This window comes from Methanocella sp. MCL-LM, from assembly GCF_049676595.1.
Classification (GTDB): domain Archaea; phylum Halobacteriota; class Methanocellia; order Methanocellales; family Methanocellaceae; genus Methanocella_A.
This window is the reverse complement of the sequence record NZ_CP187259.1, coordinates 1,685,744-1,700,076: the sequence shown is the minus strand read 5'-3', so window position 1 is coordinate 1,700,076 and position 14,333 is coordinate 1,685,744. Positions and strand designations below refer to the sequence as shown.

Genomic DNA, 14,333 nt, shown 5'->3' with positions numbered 1-14,333 from the left:
TCTTAATTAATTGTAGATACCCATACATAGGCTTAAGCTTTAAGCTATTGCACTAAAAGTAATTTTATAATATGAGATGTATCGTAAACTTACTCTATTTATGCTTACCTAGCAAGGACATGTTATGATACTTTTTGCTCTAATAATATTTATTCTAATTACTTTCAGCGTATAGAGCTAAAGTATTTAAATACCAACCGCATTATATGAAGAAGAGGATATAAAAATGACAGATATACTCTATTTTTACGATGACGGAGAAAACCGCCATTGGCACATATACGAACCTGGCATCGGAGACGATGAGTTACGAAGCTGGGCATCAGACTGTGAAGAATGCGGCTGGCCGATCCATACCTTTGTACGGGGGATAGACCCAGACAGCAACATCCTCGAAGACCTGAGCGAAATTTTATTCGACGAGTACCATGACGATGATGCGCTTGTAGACCACGTGATGGACAGGTTTGACTTCAATGCGGCAGCATTCGCCGAAGCTTTGGTTGCAAGAGACCCAGAAGGCTGCAGAGAACTCGTGAAGCAGATCAATAAACGGCTCAAACGATAATCCCCAGATGATAACGTACGGCGACTATCACACCATTCCTCAAAGGCCGGGCTGCTGGATATAACACGATCATAAATTATATTAATGGTCGTTTTCGACGACAGACCGGCGTTTGCCGTAGGCGTTTTACTAGGGTTACGTACCTATGACGCACGATAGGAATATCGACATCTGCTGATTATGTATTCGATGAAAAATTGTGGGTCGGGGATGTACTGAGAGGTCGGAGAGCGGAGGTCGAGGAGTCCCCGGGAGTTCCGAGAGGACTTTCATGATGGGTGGTCGGAGAGGTTGGGAGGTCTGAGAGAATGTAGTAGAGTACCCGGAGGCAGGAGAGGATTAACCCTATTATATAGTTATCCTCTCTGACCTTTCCATTCTCTCTATCCTCCTCTCTGACCTCTGACCCTCTCTAACCTCCCAGCATGAAAGTCCTCCCCGACCTCCCGGGAACTCTCCCACCCCCAATTTTTCATTTCCGCTACTTGAAAAACCCATTTTCATGACAGAATCAATCGCTGTAAAAACGCACTACCATTACGAATAATTTATCGTATTACCTGTCGTACCGCCATAGTGAAAATTATCATAGCGCAATTATCTGATATATGTAATGAGATTGGGCTTCCTTTCCGGTGCTTCAGGAGCCGGCCCCTTCTTGTACCCGAACACAGCCGAATCATAGGGCCTGTAGCCTTCCGGTATCTTCAGCTCTTTCCGCAGTTCAGCACCCTGCGGAGAATAGAACGCCATCAGGACGAAATAGATCCAGCACGACCCCAGCCCCACAGACTCCGCAGCAATCAGCATATTTTCCATAGCCGCAGCACAGTCCGCATCGAGGGGTACAGGGTACTGCTCGTTGCCAGAGACTATTATCAGCGTCGGCGCGCCGTACAGGCAGTCGAACTTCTCGTCGCTCCCCAGCTGCTTGAAATGCTCCATTTCCATTTGCCTGGCCACTTCTTTGGCCGCGAGGTTCAGCCTGCTCAGCAGTTCCCGGTTCTGGACTACCGTGAAATGCCAGGCCTGGTCCCCGGCGTGCGGAGCGTACAATCCGGCTTCCAGTATCGTCTGCAGCTCTTCATCCTTGATCTGCTCGTCTTTATAGCTCCGGATGCTCCTGCGCTGTTTTATGATCTTCAAAGTCTCGTTGGTAATCATGGAATCATCTCTCGGGCGACAATGGGCAGATCGTTCTCTGAGGCTATCACCAGGGCAATATCATCGTCATCAGACAGTAATAGTTTTATCACTACTACCAGATAGCTCTGCCCATAGTCATCCAATATTTACTATGTTTACGAGTTCTACCATAGTGTCCATGGGCGGATCACTATATTCTGGCAATTTCCTCCCTGACCTCTTTACCTCCTGACCTCCTTATTTTAAAACCCTCCCTGACCTCCATGTACCTCCTTTACCCACCTCGTGACCTCCGGAACCTCCTTTTCCTCGGCACCTGGTGGTTTCACTGGTCCGGTGCAGCCTGAAAAATCCTGAGGAGATAGAGGTACTGGAGGAAAGGAGGTAGGTTAAAGAGGTACATGGAGGTTAAGGAGGAAAGTTAAAAAAGGAGGTCTGGAGGTAAAGAGGTCAGGGAGGGACCTCCAGCGCGAACTATACACTATTTCTCCACACCGATTTTCTGGAAATTCTCCAACTTCGAGTAGCCCCGATGCCCCTGCAGTTTTCCGGTCTTCACTCTCTTGAAGTCGATAAACCCGCGCTCCACGTCCGTGCCTATCAGCTGCACGCGTACCAGGTCGCCGACGTCCACGCCTTCGTAGCCTTGCTCCAGCTTTCCTTCGACCGGGGGATTGAAGATGCGGACCCACGTCCCGTGATCGGTGGCGCCGGTGACGACGGCATCGAACTGCTCGCCGATCCTCGATTCCAGCAGCAGGGCGGCTGCAGATTTTCCCACCTGCCGCTCGATCTTGTTGGCGTCGTCCTCCTGTTCCGTGCAATGCTTCGCGAGCTCATCCAGTTCCCCGACATTATACGGTGAAGGCTCTCCCGCAATTGCTGCTTTCAGTAGCCGCTGGGTGATCAAATCCGGATACCGGCGGTTCGGAGCGGTAGAGTGATTATAGTCCTTGACGGCGAGGCCAAAGTGCCCGATCCGACTTTCTCCCGGCAGCTGGACGACGTATTCCCCGGAGCCCAGCAGCTTGATGACGCTGAGCGAAAGATCGGGGAAGCGAATGGGGTCGGCGGTTTTGGCCGAGGCCAGGAACAGTTCCAGGGCTTCCGAGTCGGGCTTCCGGGGCAGCCTGTAGCCCATCTCAGCCGCAATCTCGACGATCCGGTTCCAGCGTTTAGGCGTGCGGACCACGCGCTGCAGTGTCGGAAACTTTCTGGCCGTGAGATACCGGGTGGTCACGCCGTTGGCGGCGATCATGAACTCTGCGATCAGATCTTTGGCCCGGTTTCCCTCGTCCTTTTCCAGCTCTTTGAGCGTATCGCTGTCAAAGACCGGGTGCGCCTTGATCGTCTCGAGCTCGAGCGAGCCCTGCTTGTACCGGTTGGTCTTTAAGACCTGAGCCACGCGGTCCTGGAGCCGGAGGTTCTCGGCAAGGCCGGCGACAGCATCCATCCCCTGCGGCATCGGCCCGGTCCCCTCAAACCAGGCGGCCAGGCTGTTATAAGCAAGCTTAGCATGATTACGCACCAGCGCCCGGTAAACGTCCGAGCCCTGAAGCGATCCGTCCGGGGCGAAAACCATTTCGGCGACGACTGCCAGGCGGTCCGATTCGTAATTGAGGGAAGTAAGATCGTTGGAGAGCTTCGTGGGCAGCATCGGGAAAATTTCTGCGGCGGTGTAGACAGAGGTGGTGTTCTGCTGGGCGTGATCGTCAATTGCCGACCCCTTCCTGACAAGGGAGTCCACATCGGCGATGGCGACTCGGATCTTCACGGCTCCCGAGGGCATGGCATCGGCCACCGTCAGCTGGTCCAGGTCGAGCGAATCGTCGTTGTCGATGGAGCACCAGATAAGATCTCTGAGATCGCGTATCGATGCTCCGGTCATGGTTGCTGGCGCGTGTATTCTGTCCAGCTCCGCAAGTGCCTTCTTAGAGAATTCGGGGAGCAGGCCTTTTTCCAGCATCGCCTGCCGGGCAATTCTCTGCAAAATCGGAGCGGTGTTTTCTGTCGTCAGTATTCGCCATCATCTCAACATCAAGGGATAACTATGCGTTACAAGGTGAAATAGTTGTGAGTTAGTAGTCAGTCCATGGTTGTTCGCCTTTTGAACGCCTGCGAATGCAGGCGTTCTCGAGGCGATTCGCAAACGATCGCTGCGCTGTGCCAGGATCACAGATTCCGCGGATTCCATGAAAAATTGTGGGCCCGGGAGGTGCTGAGAGGTCGAGGAGGAGGTCTGGAAGGTGCAGGGAGTTCGGGGAGGATACGTTCAAGCTGGGAGGTCAGGGAGGTCATGAGGTCTGAGAGGGAGGTTATGTGAGGCACCAGGAGGTTCGAGAGTATTTATTTAAAAATTATCCTCTCTAACCTTTCCACACTCCCTATCCTCCTCTCTGACCTCTGACCCTCCCTGACCTCCCAGCTTGAAAATCCTCCCCGGCCTCCCGGGACCTCCCTGACCTCCAGGAGTTTTTCATCTGCTTGACTCGAAAAATCTATTATCCTGAGCCGAGTCAATCTGTGCCATCTGCAGAATCTGTGATCCTGGCACAGCGCAGCGATCGTGTACGTTCACATGAGGAGATACAAGGGCCATAGACCCCAGGATTTGATCTGACACCTATCCAAAAAGTTTCAGTAAGGACTATATGCCCTTGTGGTCAATCCTCGAACGCTCACTTCTTCGCCTCCGCCTCCAGCACCCTCAGTCTCAGCTCCATCTCGATCATGGCGTTCATGATAGCCGCCTCACTCTGGTCAGGATGGTTCACCAGCGTCTCTTCTCTCCGCCCGGCAAGCTCAAAGAAGATATAGTCAAATACTTCCCGCCGTTTTTTGTCCAGAGTCTGGCGATAACCATCCCAGCGCTTGTGTACTTTCATCAGGTTTAGACCGGGCATGTGTTTGCCTCCATGAATGCGTCGAGCCCCATCTGTTTAGGGCCGGGCAACAGATCCTCGTACTTCAGCCCGAACTCTCTGAGGAGCATGTAGATCGGGTGCACGGTGTTCTCGACGTAAGATGCCACGTCGTACTGCACGCTGGCGCCTGCCAGGGCCAGTGGTATGGCTCTGCTGGTGCCGGTAACGATGTACTCTACTTTGCCCCCGACTCTTACGGAGTGGCCTTTAGCGGACAGCGCCTCCGCTGCGACTGCGTGGTGAGGCGCTGCCTTGTACTCCTCAGGGCGATGAGACAGCTTGCGAACGATGGCCAGCTCTTCCGGTGTAACGGCGCCAGCCTGTATGCGGGCGACTTCCCCCCGGACATATGCGGCGATTTTCGGGATCATGGCCTGGAATTCTACAGTATTGTTAGCGGAGGCCAGCATCTCCAGCACGTGCTCCTGTACCTTTTTCGTGATCGCCGCCCGGTCCTGCCGGCGCACCTCGAGGCCCCGGACGAGGACTTCTCCGCCCACGCTGGCGAAGTACTTCTTTTTCAGCCCTTTTTTGCCCCCGGGGTGCTCCGGCAGGAAAAGCACCCACCGGCAGACGTGCTCGAGCTTCAGCTCAAGGCCGAAGTCGGCGCTGATGCGGCTGCAGAACGCTGCATATGATTCCTTGTTGCCGCCCTGGATGAAGAGCGAGTCGGTGTCGGCATAGATCACGTTGAAGCCCTCATCCTCGGCGATATCTCTGGCTTTGAGCAGGTAGTGCCGGCCGTACGCCGGAATCGAGCGGTTGCCGTCAACGCTGCGGAAATTGTTCAGCGCGAACTGCATGTACCCGTACGGGCTGACCAGCTGCATTTTCAAGGATTTGTAGAGCATCTCCAGCTTCCGGTACTCTTCCGAGGCTGGATCCAGGCCTTTCAGTTTTGTCTTCACCGCGTCCCGCTCTGCAAGGACTTTGCCGAACACCTCCGGGTAGACGCCCTTGCGCTTCTGGCAGATGTGAAAGTCGAGGAAAGGTACACGATCGCCTTTTTCCCTGCACTCGGGATGGCGGCAGTTGATGGTCTCAGGACTAATATTATGCTTGACGAAGATGCGGGGGAACAGCGAGGAAAAATCCACGATAGCCACGTTCTCGTGCAGCCCGGCTTCCGGCGTGATTACCAGTCCGCCGTTCTCTTTCAGTTGCTCTGTAAGGGGCGTTTTGAAGCCCTCAGGGTACTCGGGCTCGTCGGGTATCACAGTAGACTCGATCAGCGTGGAATTGACGGAGGATGCGTTCATGAAGCCGTGCTTCTCTCTGCAGACGGAGTCCAGCGGCATCAGGCACCGGTGGCACCACGACATGAGCATGGGCAGCCTTTCTCTCGCCAGGTCGTAGACCATTGACGCCGGGCTCTTTCTGCTTTCGTGGAATTCGGCACCGTAAACGTCGTCCAGGTCCAGTCCGGTGCGCTTGAGGTCGGCATCTGTCCGAGCGTCTTTCCATAGATCAAGCAGGATGCGTCCCGGCGCCCGGACCTGTTTTGCCTGCCAGTGGCGCACCGCTCCCCGGGGAGGGTAGAGCTTCGTCCCCCCGGATAACCGGCCCAGACGCAGCCGCATATTGTTATCCTGCGCCCGCAGCCCCAGCAAAGGCAGCGCCTCCCAGTCGGCGTCGAAGATGGCGAGCGCGTCAGGATCGTAACCGTCGAGCCGCCGCTGCATCTCGGCCAGCACATCCTCTTCCCTGCCCGAGATGGCCGCTTCTTCCCGGCCGTAGCGCAGGGTGATCGACTGGATGCGGCAGTTCGCCGGCACTTTGGTGGTGAAGGCGGGGTAGATCGCCAGCACCTTCAGCGCTTCGGAATCGGCGGGGCCCAGGTAGTCGATGCTCTGCAGTACACCGCCCTCAGCCTCGATCGAAACGGACGAGTGCGGCGGTATCCGGCGGAGGTAGTACCATTGCAGCTCCGGCAGCAGCTTCCACTCGGCAAACCGGACCTCGGCGGGAGCACGAGCCCGGATTTCCCGCATGGTCTCCTCCGCCCGGCGCTCGTCCAGCATGAAGGCCCTTATCACAGGAGCTTTGTCGGCCGCATAGATCGACGGGTACCGGCAGGACATCTCGGTCCGGGCGATGTTCTCGTGCTGAGCCATAGCCTGCTCCACCAGCCGGGCATGGGAAGACGGAATGGCCGAGAAGGATGGGTGGAACTCCCGGTCCTCGACGCATATGACTCCGTCCGCTGTCCGCAGCCAGAGCAGATAGACGCCCGGAATGCCGTCGGTCGATGGCCTGTGCCATAGATCTACAAGTATGCCAGTCGTGCGCATGTGATACCTCCGTAGAGTAAATCTGGCCGGGGGATAGATAAGCGCGAAGATTAAGCGAGGCGAAAATATTGATGACAAAAAGGTGAGGATGGAGAGAATTAGTCCTCTCACCATCCCCGAGGCGTAGCTGAGGTGCTATACGGAGTTACTCTGGCCTCAGAACCCGAAGCCGAAGCCCGGAATCGAGACGCCGCCGACACCTACGTACGGGTACGAGAACGCAGCCTCTTCCTGAGTCTGGGCGAAGTCGCAGTGCGTCAGCACCTGGGTCTGGGCCACAGTCTGAGCGATCGTCGGGAAGCCCAGCGTGAAGCCACCTGTGGTCGGACAGCCGTCAAGCAATGCGGTGCCGGTGTTGGCGAACGATAGGGCGAAGGCCTCGTTGTCCGTCGCAGCGGCGGTATCCCGGTTGAACGCTGTGGTCGTGCCGCTCTGCACGATCGTCGGGTACCCGAAAGCAGTTCCAACAAGGTTCGCGCCTGCCGGCATCACGATAGCTAATGCCAGTACAAACAGAATTCCATATACTATAATCTTCTTCATAATTCTACCCTCCTCAATATTACTGGATACAGCCGGTGGGCACTAAGATATTAGCACCATTATGAGGGCCTGATCGAGAATTATCCGGGATATTTCACACGCGTTAAAGCGTTAAATTATATAAAACATTTATAATACTTTAAATGCCTGTACTCCAGAGTATCTTTTGACGGGTGATAAGAAGATGCCAGAAGATGCGATCCAGGAGCTGCTGGTCGTTGAAAATCCCCGGGCAATCCGGCTCGCGTTTAGCGAAAAGCCCGGCGTTATCCTGAAGCAGATCACAGACAGAGAGCTTTCGATCTCTGAGATAGCCAGGGCGCTGGATCTGAACCCGGGATCCGTGCATTACTACCTCAAAGACCTGGAAAAGCAAGGCCTCGTCAGGCAGGTGCGCCAGGAGATCAAAGGCGGAGTGGTGAAAAAGTACTACCGGGCAGTAGCCAAACGTATAGTACTGGCGGGCCCGGAGTTTGAAGACCCGTTGCACAGGCAGCCGATCTCTGAGGATCTGGCCAGCGAGGAACTGGTCAAAGTGTTCGAGCACATGGGGTATTATGTGTCCGCTGAAAGCAGGGAAGACGCGAGAAAGCTGCTGCTCAGGTACGATCAGCTGCTCAGGGAGACAGTGAAAGGGCTCCAGTCCGGGGTACTGGATAAGGCAGGCTCAGGATTGCCTGCAGTAAATCCTTCATACCAGCTGGTGATCCACGCCACGGTAGTGGAAGACCCGGAGTTTGACGAGATATATGGCCAGTTCCGGAAGCTGTTTAAGCGTGTCTGACCGGACCCCACGGGCCCGCCGTTGCGGGGTATGTAAAAAAGAAAGAGGCCTTCCCCGGGATGGCCTGGAACTCAGGCTCAGAGGAAGCCCATGGACGGTATCTGAGAGTAGCCGAGGCTCAGGAAAGGATACGAGAAGCGCTGGGTTTCCTGCTGGCTCAGGCTCTTGATGCTGCTCAGCATCTGGTTTTGGTCGGCTGTCTGCGTTATGGTCGGGAACGAGCTCCCGAAGACTGAGTCCGTCGTCGTTGTCGGGAAAGCTACGCTGGCCGATTCGGCGTCGCTGCTGGTGGCGAACGATTTCTCGAACTGGCTGAGCGAGGCCGTCTGCTCAAAGTTGGGGACGGTCGAAAGTTTAAGCACTCCGGCGCAGCCCGACGGTTGGATGAACAGGCGAGAAATGCCATATATATTATAGCGTGAATACTGAATTATGCCAGCGAAAAGTGATCCCGAAGGCAAGCTTAAGGATATTCTGGTCATCGATAAAGCCGCAGATATGAGGCTTCTGTTCAGCCGGAAGCACAGCCTGATCCTGAACCTTGTCACGGACGGCGAGCGATCGATCTCGGACATCGCAAGATCGCTTGACATGAACCCGGGATCAGTCCACTATCACTTAAAAGAGCTGGAGCGGCACGGGCTGGTGAAGCAGGTCAGGGAAGAGATCAAAGGGGGCGTTGTCAAAAAGTACTATCGCTCTGCGGCAAAGCAGATTGTGCTGGAAAGGCCGGCCTTTAACAGGCAGAATGGCCCGGCGGCCTATCCGACTCCGGAGAGCCTTGAAGAGATCCTGATAGCGATCGAGTTTCTGGGCTACCAGTTGCCCGCAGACAAAAAGGAAGACGCCGTCGAGCTACTGCGGAGGTACGACAAAAGAATGAAAAGTCTGCTGATCGAGCTGCAGAAATCCGGGCTGGAGAACGTGGAGGGCAACGGGTTCGTCACGGATGTAGCCTTTAATTTAATCCTGGGGCTAAAGTCGAAGGACGACCCGGAGCTTGCCCGGCTTTACAGCGAGTTCGAAAAGCTGTTCATGCGCTACGAATGACAGGCTGTTACAGGGCAGAGGCCCTCTCAAAAGTAATCCGGTAAGCAGTCCCGCGGCCTTCCAGGAGCTCGATTTCCCCGGTAAGCTGCTCGGTCAGGGTGACGACAAGCTGCAGGCCCAGCGAAGGCGAGTTTCTGAAGTCCATGCCCGCGGGCAGGCCGATGCCAGTGTCGCCCACAGTCAGTCGGTAATTAGTGGCTTCGCGGGACATCGAAACCCTGATTTCCCCGGCAGCATCGCCGGGAAAGGCGTATTTCAGGCTGTTGGTGATCAGCTCGTTGATGATCAGCCCGCAGGTGATCGCTGTGTCGAGGTCAAGCGATACGTCTTCCATATCCACGAGGATACGAACTTTGGGGTTCAGGACATACGAGCGGGATAGCGAGACGATCAGGCTTTCGACGTATTCCTTAAAGTCGATCCGGGCAAGGTCGGCGGACCGGTAGAGCTTCTCGTGGATCAGCGCCATGGACTTGATGCGGTTCTGGCTTTCTTTAAGAGAATTACTGGCGTCTTCGACAGTGCTTCCCGTACCCTGCAGGCTCAGCAGGCTAGAAAGGATCTGCAGGTTGTTCTTGACCCGGTGGTGGATCTCCTTGAGCAGCAGCTCTTTTTCCCGCAGGGAGGCAGTCAGCCTGACCTCGGCTTTTCTCCGCTCTGCCACCTCTGCCTTAAGTGACTCATTAGTCCGGCGGATGGCGTCTTCATCGTTCTTCCGGCCGGTGATGTCCCAGAGCGCGATGACATGGCCATGATATTCGCCCTTATCGTCGTAGAGCACCGATGCCCGGGCGTTAACCCAGATGGACGGCTTACCCTCGGCGGAGTCGAGCCTGATCTCTGATGAGACGTCTTTCTCGCCATGGCATAGATCGGTAAGCTCCGGCCAGGCCTCAAAGACCGATTCCGCAGAAAGTCCGATCACCGGCTTTCGGATATCTGTCATCCGGATGGCGGCGGCGTTGATATCGGCTATCGTGCCGTCCTGGTCTATCACGACTACTCCGTCGGCCATGCTCCCGATAAGCACCTCCCGGGCCGCGGGCACCAGGTCGAACATGCGCGTGCTGAAGGAAGCCCAGGCGAAGATAAGCCCGGAAACAGTAATGATAACGGGAGTGATGTCCTGGTACCTGAACGGGCTGAGGCCGAGGTTGTAGCTCATGCTGCCCAGCAGCGGCATGATTGCCCCCAGCACCAGCACCAGCTTCTGGAGGTAATTTTTGTCTTTCTGCCTGATCGCTGTCCACAGGATCAGCGCCGATCCGGCAATGACCAGCGTGTACGAGTAAACGGAATTGATCACCACGCCGATGCCGTGATCGTAGATGACTACGAGTCCCTCCGGCGTCTGTATCGTCGATATGCCCGGCCAGATCAGCCCGTGCCAGTCGTTGGTCAGCACCAGCAGCAGCGAGATTGCCGGAAGTATCCAGATCGTGCCCAGGAACTTTGATTTTAGCCAGGTTTGCCGGCGGCTGTAGTCGAGCGCGAAGAGAAACCAGAGCGGTGCGGTGCTTAAGATGCCAAGGTAGGAGAGCTTAGAGCAGAGCACTTTGGCGGGGAGATCGACGACCAGCGTCTCCAGGACATTCATGAGCGCCCACTGTGAGAGGGCGGCCAGCATCAAGGAGAAGTACAGGCCACCGGGAGCCTTGCGTCTGGTCCATACATACCATGCCAGGATACCCAGAAGCACCATGGCAATACTGCAGGCCAGGGCATAGTTAGACAGATGAATCATCGCGTCCTCCGATCGTTAAGCTATAAGTCTGCCCGGATTTGCATGGCAACCGGTCAGGCTAAATCATGTTAATCGTATCGTACGCGCTCTTATGTATTTTTTGAGCCAAAACAGTAATTAGAGACTGGTAACCCGAGATTACAGGCAAGGGCCTGCCCTCAGGCTCCGCCGAAAGCAGACCTCAATGCCCTGTCATTTAAAACTCTTACAGTTATACTCTACGGCCTCTAAGGTAAACTTACCATAGCAGTAGTCTCCCTCAGGGAACTGCCAGATCGCTTCGGCGCCGGAAGACAGCCTGATGCCATGGAAATCTTTGTATTCTTTCACCGGAGTAGCCCAGGTGCCCTTTCTCGCAGACTTCTCGTCGGAGATCATGTATCGGTCGTCCGAGATGAAGTTGATCAGCTCGCCGTCCTCCTTGAAGTACAGCCTGGCAGATACTCTGGTATTGTAGATCTCGTACGTGGCTTTGACGGTGAGCGAGTCGATCGGCTCCCACTGAATCTTCGGGTCGATCAGCGTCGCCGGAGCCATGATACACATGTCGTTGAAAAAGGTGGTCGTATCGCTGATCCGCATCTCCACTCCCCGGACGTCCACGATCTTTACCAGCCCCAGCGCCTTAATAAGCATGTTGGCCATATCCGTCGTGTACGAATGTAAGCCGATGATCGGGACGCCGAACATGCTCATCTTCATGAAAAACAGCCGGGTAGGCCTGTCATCGAAGAAGCTGTACTGGAAGGCCGTAATCACTGCCCATGTCCCCTCCGGGTTCGGCTTCATCGCTCCCCCGAAGGCGAGCCTCATGTTTAGTACCTTCTCTTTGCCAACTACCCCTGCGTACCGGAGGTATTTCTGCACGGGTTCAGGCAGGTGCCGCAGATGCAGACGGAATCGCAGTGCGCTGCACCAGCAGCCTTTAGCCACGCGCCTGTAAATCGATATGTCATTATTATGACATAGCGTCAGTACAATAACGTAATGATAATCACAGGTACTTAAGCCTTATTATAGCTTAGATAATCGCCATACTGCACGGCATTGATGCGATGGTCCGGCGCCCCATGAGAAAGTATCGCTATTGGATACACTTATGTATCTTTATTTGAAAAACTGCTCAAAATAAAGTGCAATTGCCATATTAATGCAAACGCTTATGTACTTATGCCACACTGTATGTAATTGTGACATCGTGTCATAATAATAACGTAGTGACACTATAATGTCATCGACATGGAGCTACTCATAATGTCCAAGGCCAGAAGGAAGGAGAAGGAAAGAGAGATGAGGCGCAACGAAATCGTAGATGCAGCCGAGAAACTGTTCTTCTCCAGAGGCTACGAGAACGTCAAGATGGAGGACATAGCGAGGGAGCTGGAGATGGCAAGGGCCACGCTGTACCTGTCTTTTAAAAACAAGGAGGACATATACGCGGCGATTGCCATCCGGGCTTCGAATATCGTCCGGGAGATGTTTCAGGAGCTGAACCACAAGGACCTGACCGGTATCGAAAAGATCAGATACGTGGCTACGACTTACCACGAGTTCTATAAAAAATATACTGGGTACTATATGGCCTACTATCACAGCGGAATGTTCGACTACCAGAATTCTCCCGACCTGGAAGAGCTCAGGAGAATCAGGATAGGTAGCTTCCGGATGGTAGTGGAAGCCGTCCGCGAAGGCATCAAGGACGGATCCGTCAGAAACGACATCGACCCGGTTGCAACAACCCTGGTTATGCTGTCCATGTCGAACAACGCCCTGGCGATCTCGCCCGTGACTAAAATGTACATGGAAAACTACGGGCTGAACCAGGACGAGCTCTACGAGCGTACGGTAGACATGATGTTGCAGTCAATAGAAAACCTGGAGCAGGCCAGGAGAAATTAGATCAACTTCAGGATAACGGTAGCTACGCGTAGCTTTTACTACCGGAAGCCGGATCTCTGCCGGCGATACTGTAGCGGCCGGTTTAAGCGGGAGGTATAAACGATGAAAATATGGAAAATTGCTGTGATCGCAATTGTGATCGTAATGGTTGTAGTCCTTGCCGGCGTTGCCGCCATGGCCTTCATCATGTTCGATGTCATGAGTAACACGGCCACTGGTACTGAAAAGCTGACCCCGATCGGAGATGTAGCCGGGAAAGCCCTGGTCGTATACGACCCCGGCGTAACCGGAACTGCGAAGGCCGCTGCAGGCATAGTGGCCCGGGAACTGCAAGCGGAAGGCTACGTAGTCGATCTTGCAGGCGTCAAGAGTGCGACCGCTGCAGATGTTTCGGGCTACGATGTCATCGTCGTGGGCGGGCCGACCTATGCGGGCAATCTGTCCGGCTCGGCGAAGACCTACCTCGAAAACTTGAAACCCTCTGCGGATGTCAGGATCGGCATCTTTGCGACCGGCAGCGTAGAGCCGGAGAGCGATGACCTGGCCTACATGGTGCAGTTTGTGGCAGGGCCATCAGAGAATATTCCGCAGGGTATCAAGGTAGCCATGAAGCTTATCCAGACTGACGACACTGATAAGAAGTGCGCTACCTTCGTGACCGTGCTCCTGCAGTAGAGAGGGATTAGATGAGCCTGCTGTACAGGTATAAGCCGCAGAAAGATGCACTCTTGCGCTCCGCCAGCCAGGCCCTCCTGGAAGCGGGGGTGACACCTAACATGGTGACTGCAGCAGGGCTGGCCCTTTCTGCTGCCGGAGGGATTGTAGCCATGTCCGGCCACCTGCACGCAGGCATTGCCATCTTTTTAACCGGGGCATTCCTCGATGCTTTAGACGGCTCGCTGGCCCGTTGTACCGGCAGGTGCACGGAGTTTGGCAAGTATTTCGACAGCTTCTCCGATCGTTGTTCGGAGCTGTTGTTCGTAGCCGGGGCAGTGATAGGCGGTGTTCCGGCTTCAGCCTTCGCAGTTGTCGCCGGCTCACTGGCGCTTCTGGCTACGAGGGTTTACAACCACAGGAAAGGCCTGAACTCGAACGCCGCCATGTTCGGCCGGCCGGAGAGACTGGCGCTCCTGGTAGCAGGCTTACTTGCCCCGGCCCCCTTCAATACGGTGCTGTTCGCTGTGGCAGGCTTCTTCTGCATCGTCTCCTCGGCCCAGGCGCTCGCTTCGGCCATAAAAGCGAATAAGATGCAAGAGACGCCGGTTGTAGATATCAAGCTTACTGGATAATTCTTTAGCCATTACAAAGAATAGGTAATATCTTACCTGTTCGAAAGGCTTAAATAGCAACAGGTAATATGTTACCTGTGCATACGTCAACAATA

15 protein-coding genes are annotated in these 14,333 nt (G+C 54.7%); 6 read left to right on the top strand and 9 right to left on the bottom strand.

Annotated elements, in window-relative coordinates:
• Positions 1–226: 226 nt before the first annotated feature.
• Positions 227–568: a hypothetical protein gene (locus ACPLPM_RS08685; protein ID WP_424359847.1), complete on the top strand. Its 342-nt coding sequence runs from the start codon at positions 227–229 to the stop codon at positions 566–568.
• 597 nt (positions 569–1,165) lie between these two features.
• On the opposite strand, the gene ACPLPM_RS08680 is transcribed toward ACPLPM_RS08685, so the two are convergent.
• The 6 genes from ACPLPM_RS08680 to ACPLPM_RS08655 all read right to left on the bottom strand — a co-directional run bounded on the left by ACPLPM_RS08680 (position 1,166) and on the right by ACPLPM_RS08655 (position 7,472).
• Complete coding sequence (locus ACPLPM_RS08680; RefSeq protein ID WP_424359846.1) at positions 1,166–1,732, bottom strand: nitroreductase family protein; 567 nt, start codon at positions 1,730–1,732, stop codon at positions 1,166–1,168.
• Positions 1,733–2,195: 463 nt separating this feature from the next.
• Positions 2,196–3,704 carry an RNB domain-containing ribonuclease gene (locus tag ACPLPM_RS08675; RefSeq protein ID WP_424359845.1) on the bottom strand — a complete coding sequence of 503 codons (1,509 nt, stop codon included), beginning with the start codon at positions 3,702–3,704 and terminating at the stop codon, positions 2,196–2,198.
• Between the two features lie 356 nt (positions 3,705–4,060).
• Complete coding sequence (locus ACPLPM_RS08670) at positions 4,061–4,234, bottom strand: hypothetical protein (RefSeq protein ID WP_424359844.1); 174 nt, start codon at positions 4,232–4,234, stop codon at positions 4,061–4,063.
• A 158-nt stretch (positions 4,235–4,392) separates the two neighbouring features.
• Positions 4,393–4,617 (bottom strand): hypothetical protein, encoded by a 225-nt coding sequence (locus ACPLPM_RS08665; protein WP_424359843.1) that lies wholly within the window; start codon positions 4,615–4,617, stop codon positions 4,393–4,395.
• Entirely contained in the window at positions 4,605–6,929 is a 2,325-nt protein-coding gene (locus tag ACPLPM_RS08660) for a DNA polymerase domain-containing protein (protein WP_424359842.1), read from the bottom strand. Before ACPLPM_RS08660 ends, ACPLPM_RS08665 begins: the two co-directional genes overlap by 13 nt.
• Before the next feature lie 156 nt (positions 6,930–7,085).
• A complete protein-coding gene (locus ACPLPM_RS08655) occupies positions 7,086–7,472 on the bottom strand; it encodes a hypothetical protein (RefSeq protein ID WP_424359841.1) in 387 nt (128 codons plus the stop codon).
• 184 nt (positions 7,473–7,656) lie between these two features.
• Here ACPLPM_RS08655 and ACPLPM_RS08650 point away from each other — a divergent pair, with 184 nt between their 5' ends.
• Complete coding sequence (locus tag ACPLPM_RS08650) at positions 7,657–8,256, top strand: ArsR/SmtB family transcription factor (RefSeq protein WP_424359840.1); 600 nt, start codon at positions 7,657–7,659, stop codon at positions 8,254–8,256.
• A gap of 77 nt (positions 8,257–8,333) precedes the next feature.
• On the opposite strand, the gene ACPLPM_RS08645 is transcribed toward ACPLPM_RS08650, so the two are convergent.
• The gene (locus tag ACPLPM_RS08645) at positions 8,334–8,618 is read right to left on the bottom strand and encodes a hypothetical protein (RefSeq protein WP_424359839.1); all 285 of its coding nucleotides are present in this window, start codon (positions 8,616–8,618) and stop codon (positions 8,334–8,336) included.
• Between the two features lie 70 nt (positions 8,619–8,688).
• Here ACPLPM_RS08645 and ACPLPM_RS08640 point away from each other — a divergent pair, with 70 nt between their 5' ends.
• On the top strand, positions 8,689–9,306 hold the full coding sequence (locus ACPLPM_RS08640) for an ArsR/SmtB family transcription factor (protein ID WP_424359838.1): 618 nt from the start codon (positions 8,689–8,691) through the stop codon (positions 9,304–9,306).
• 7 nt (positions 9,307–9,313) lie between these two features.
• Here ACPLPM_RS08640 and ACPLPM_RS08635 read toward each other — a convergent pair whose 3' ends face one another.
• Positions 9,314–11,050 carry a histidine kinase N-terminal 7TM domain-containing protein gene (locus ACPLPM_RS08635; RefSeq protein ID WP_424359837.1) on the bottom strand — a complete coding sequence of 579 codons (1,737 nt, stop codon included), beginning with the start codon at positions 11,048–11,050 and terminating at the stop codon, positions 9,314–9,316.
• 192 nt (positions 11,051–11,242) lie between these two features.
• Positions 11,243–11,983, bottom strand: coding sequence for a DUF6544 family protein (locus ACPLPM_RS08630; protein WP_424359836.1), 741 nt, complete (start codon positions 11,981–11,983; stop codon positions 11,243–11,245).
• 306 nt (positions 11,984–12,289) lie between these two features.
• Between ACPLPM_RS08630 and ACPLPM_RS08625 the strand changes: the two genes are divergently transcribed.
• The 3 genes from ACPLPM_RS08625 (at position 12,290) to ACPLPM_RS08615 (ending at position 14,238) form a co-directional block, all read left to right on the top strand.
• Positions 12,290–12,949, top strand: coding sequence for a TetR/AcrR family transcriptional regulator (locus tag ACPLPM_RS08625; protein ID WP_424359835.1), 660 nt, complete (start codon positions 12,290–12,292; stop codon positions 12,947–12,949).
• Between the two features lie 102 nt (positions 12,950–13,051).
• Positions 13,052–13,624: a flavodoxin family protein gene (locus ACPLPM_RS08620; RefSeq protein WP_424359834.1), complete on the top strand. Its 573-nt coding sequence runs from the start codon at positions 13,052–13,054 to the stop codon at positions 13,622–13,624.
• An 11-nt stretch (positions 13,625–13,635) separates the two neighbouring features.
• Entirely contained in the window at positions 13,636–14,238 is a 603-nt protein-coding gene (locus ACPLPM_RS08615; RefSeq protein WP_424359833.1) for a CDP-alcohol phosphatidyltransferase family protein, read from the top strand.
• Positions 14,239–14,333 lie beyond the last annotated feature (95 nt).

Bases quoted from the DNA above. Each gene is read 5' to 3' on its own strand.
- ACPLPM_RS08655 (WP_424359841.1), bottom strand. From the start codon at position 7,472: ATGAAGAAGATTATAGTATATGGAATTCTGTTTGTACTGGCATTAGCT.
- ACPLPM_RS08640 (WP_424359838.1), top strand. From the start codon at position 8,689: ATGCCAGCGAAAAGTGATCCCGAAGGCAAGCTTAAGGATATTCTGGTC.
- ACPLPM_RS08615 (WP_424359833.1), top strand. From the start codon at position 13,636: ATGAGCCTGCTGTACAGGTATAAGCCGCAGAAAGATGCACTCTTGCGC.
- ACPLPM_RS08660 (WP_424359842.1), bottom strand. From the start codon at position 6,929: ATGCGCACGACTGGCATACTTGTAGATCTATGGCACAGGCCATCGACC.
- ACPLPM_RS08650 (WP_424359840.1), top strand. From the start codon at position 7,657: ATGCCAGAAGATGCGATCCAGGAGCTGCTGGTCGTTGAAAATCCCCGG.
- ACPLPM_RS08635 (WP_424359837.1), bottom strand. From the start codon at position 11,050: ATGATTCATCTGTCTAACTATGCCCTGGCCTGCAGTATTGCCATGGTG.
- ACPLPM_RS08625 (WP_424359835.1), top strand. From the start codon at position 12,290: ATGGAGCTACTCATAATGTCCAAGGCCAGAAGGAAGGAGAAGGAAAGA.
- ACPLPM_RS08680 (WP_424359846.1), bottom strand. From the start codon at position 1,732: ATGATTACCAACGAGACTTTGAAGATCATAAAACAGCGCAGGAGCATC.
- ACPLPM_RS08665 (WP_424359843.1), bottom strand. From the start codon at position 4,617: ATGCCCGGTCTAAACCTGATGAAAGTACACAAGCGCTGGGATGGTTAT.
- ACPLPM_RS08685 (WP_424359847.1), top strand. From the start codon at position 227: ATGACAGATATACTCTATTTTTACGATGACGGAGAAAACCGCCATTGG.
- ACPLPM_RS08620 (WP_424359834.1), top strand. From the start codon at position 13,052: ATGAAAATATGGAAAATTGCTGTGATCGCAATTGTGATCGTAATGGTT.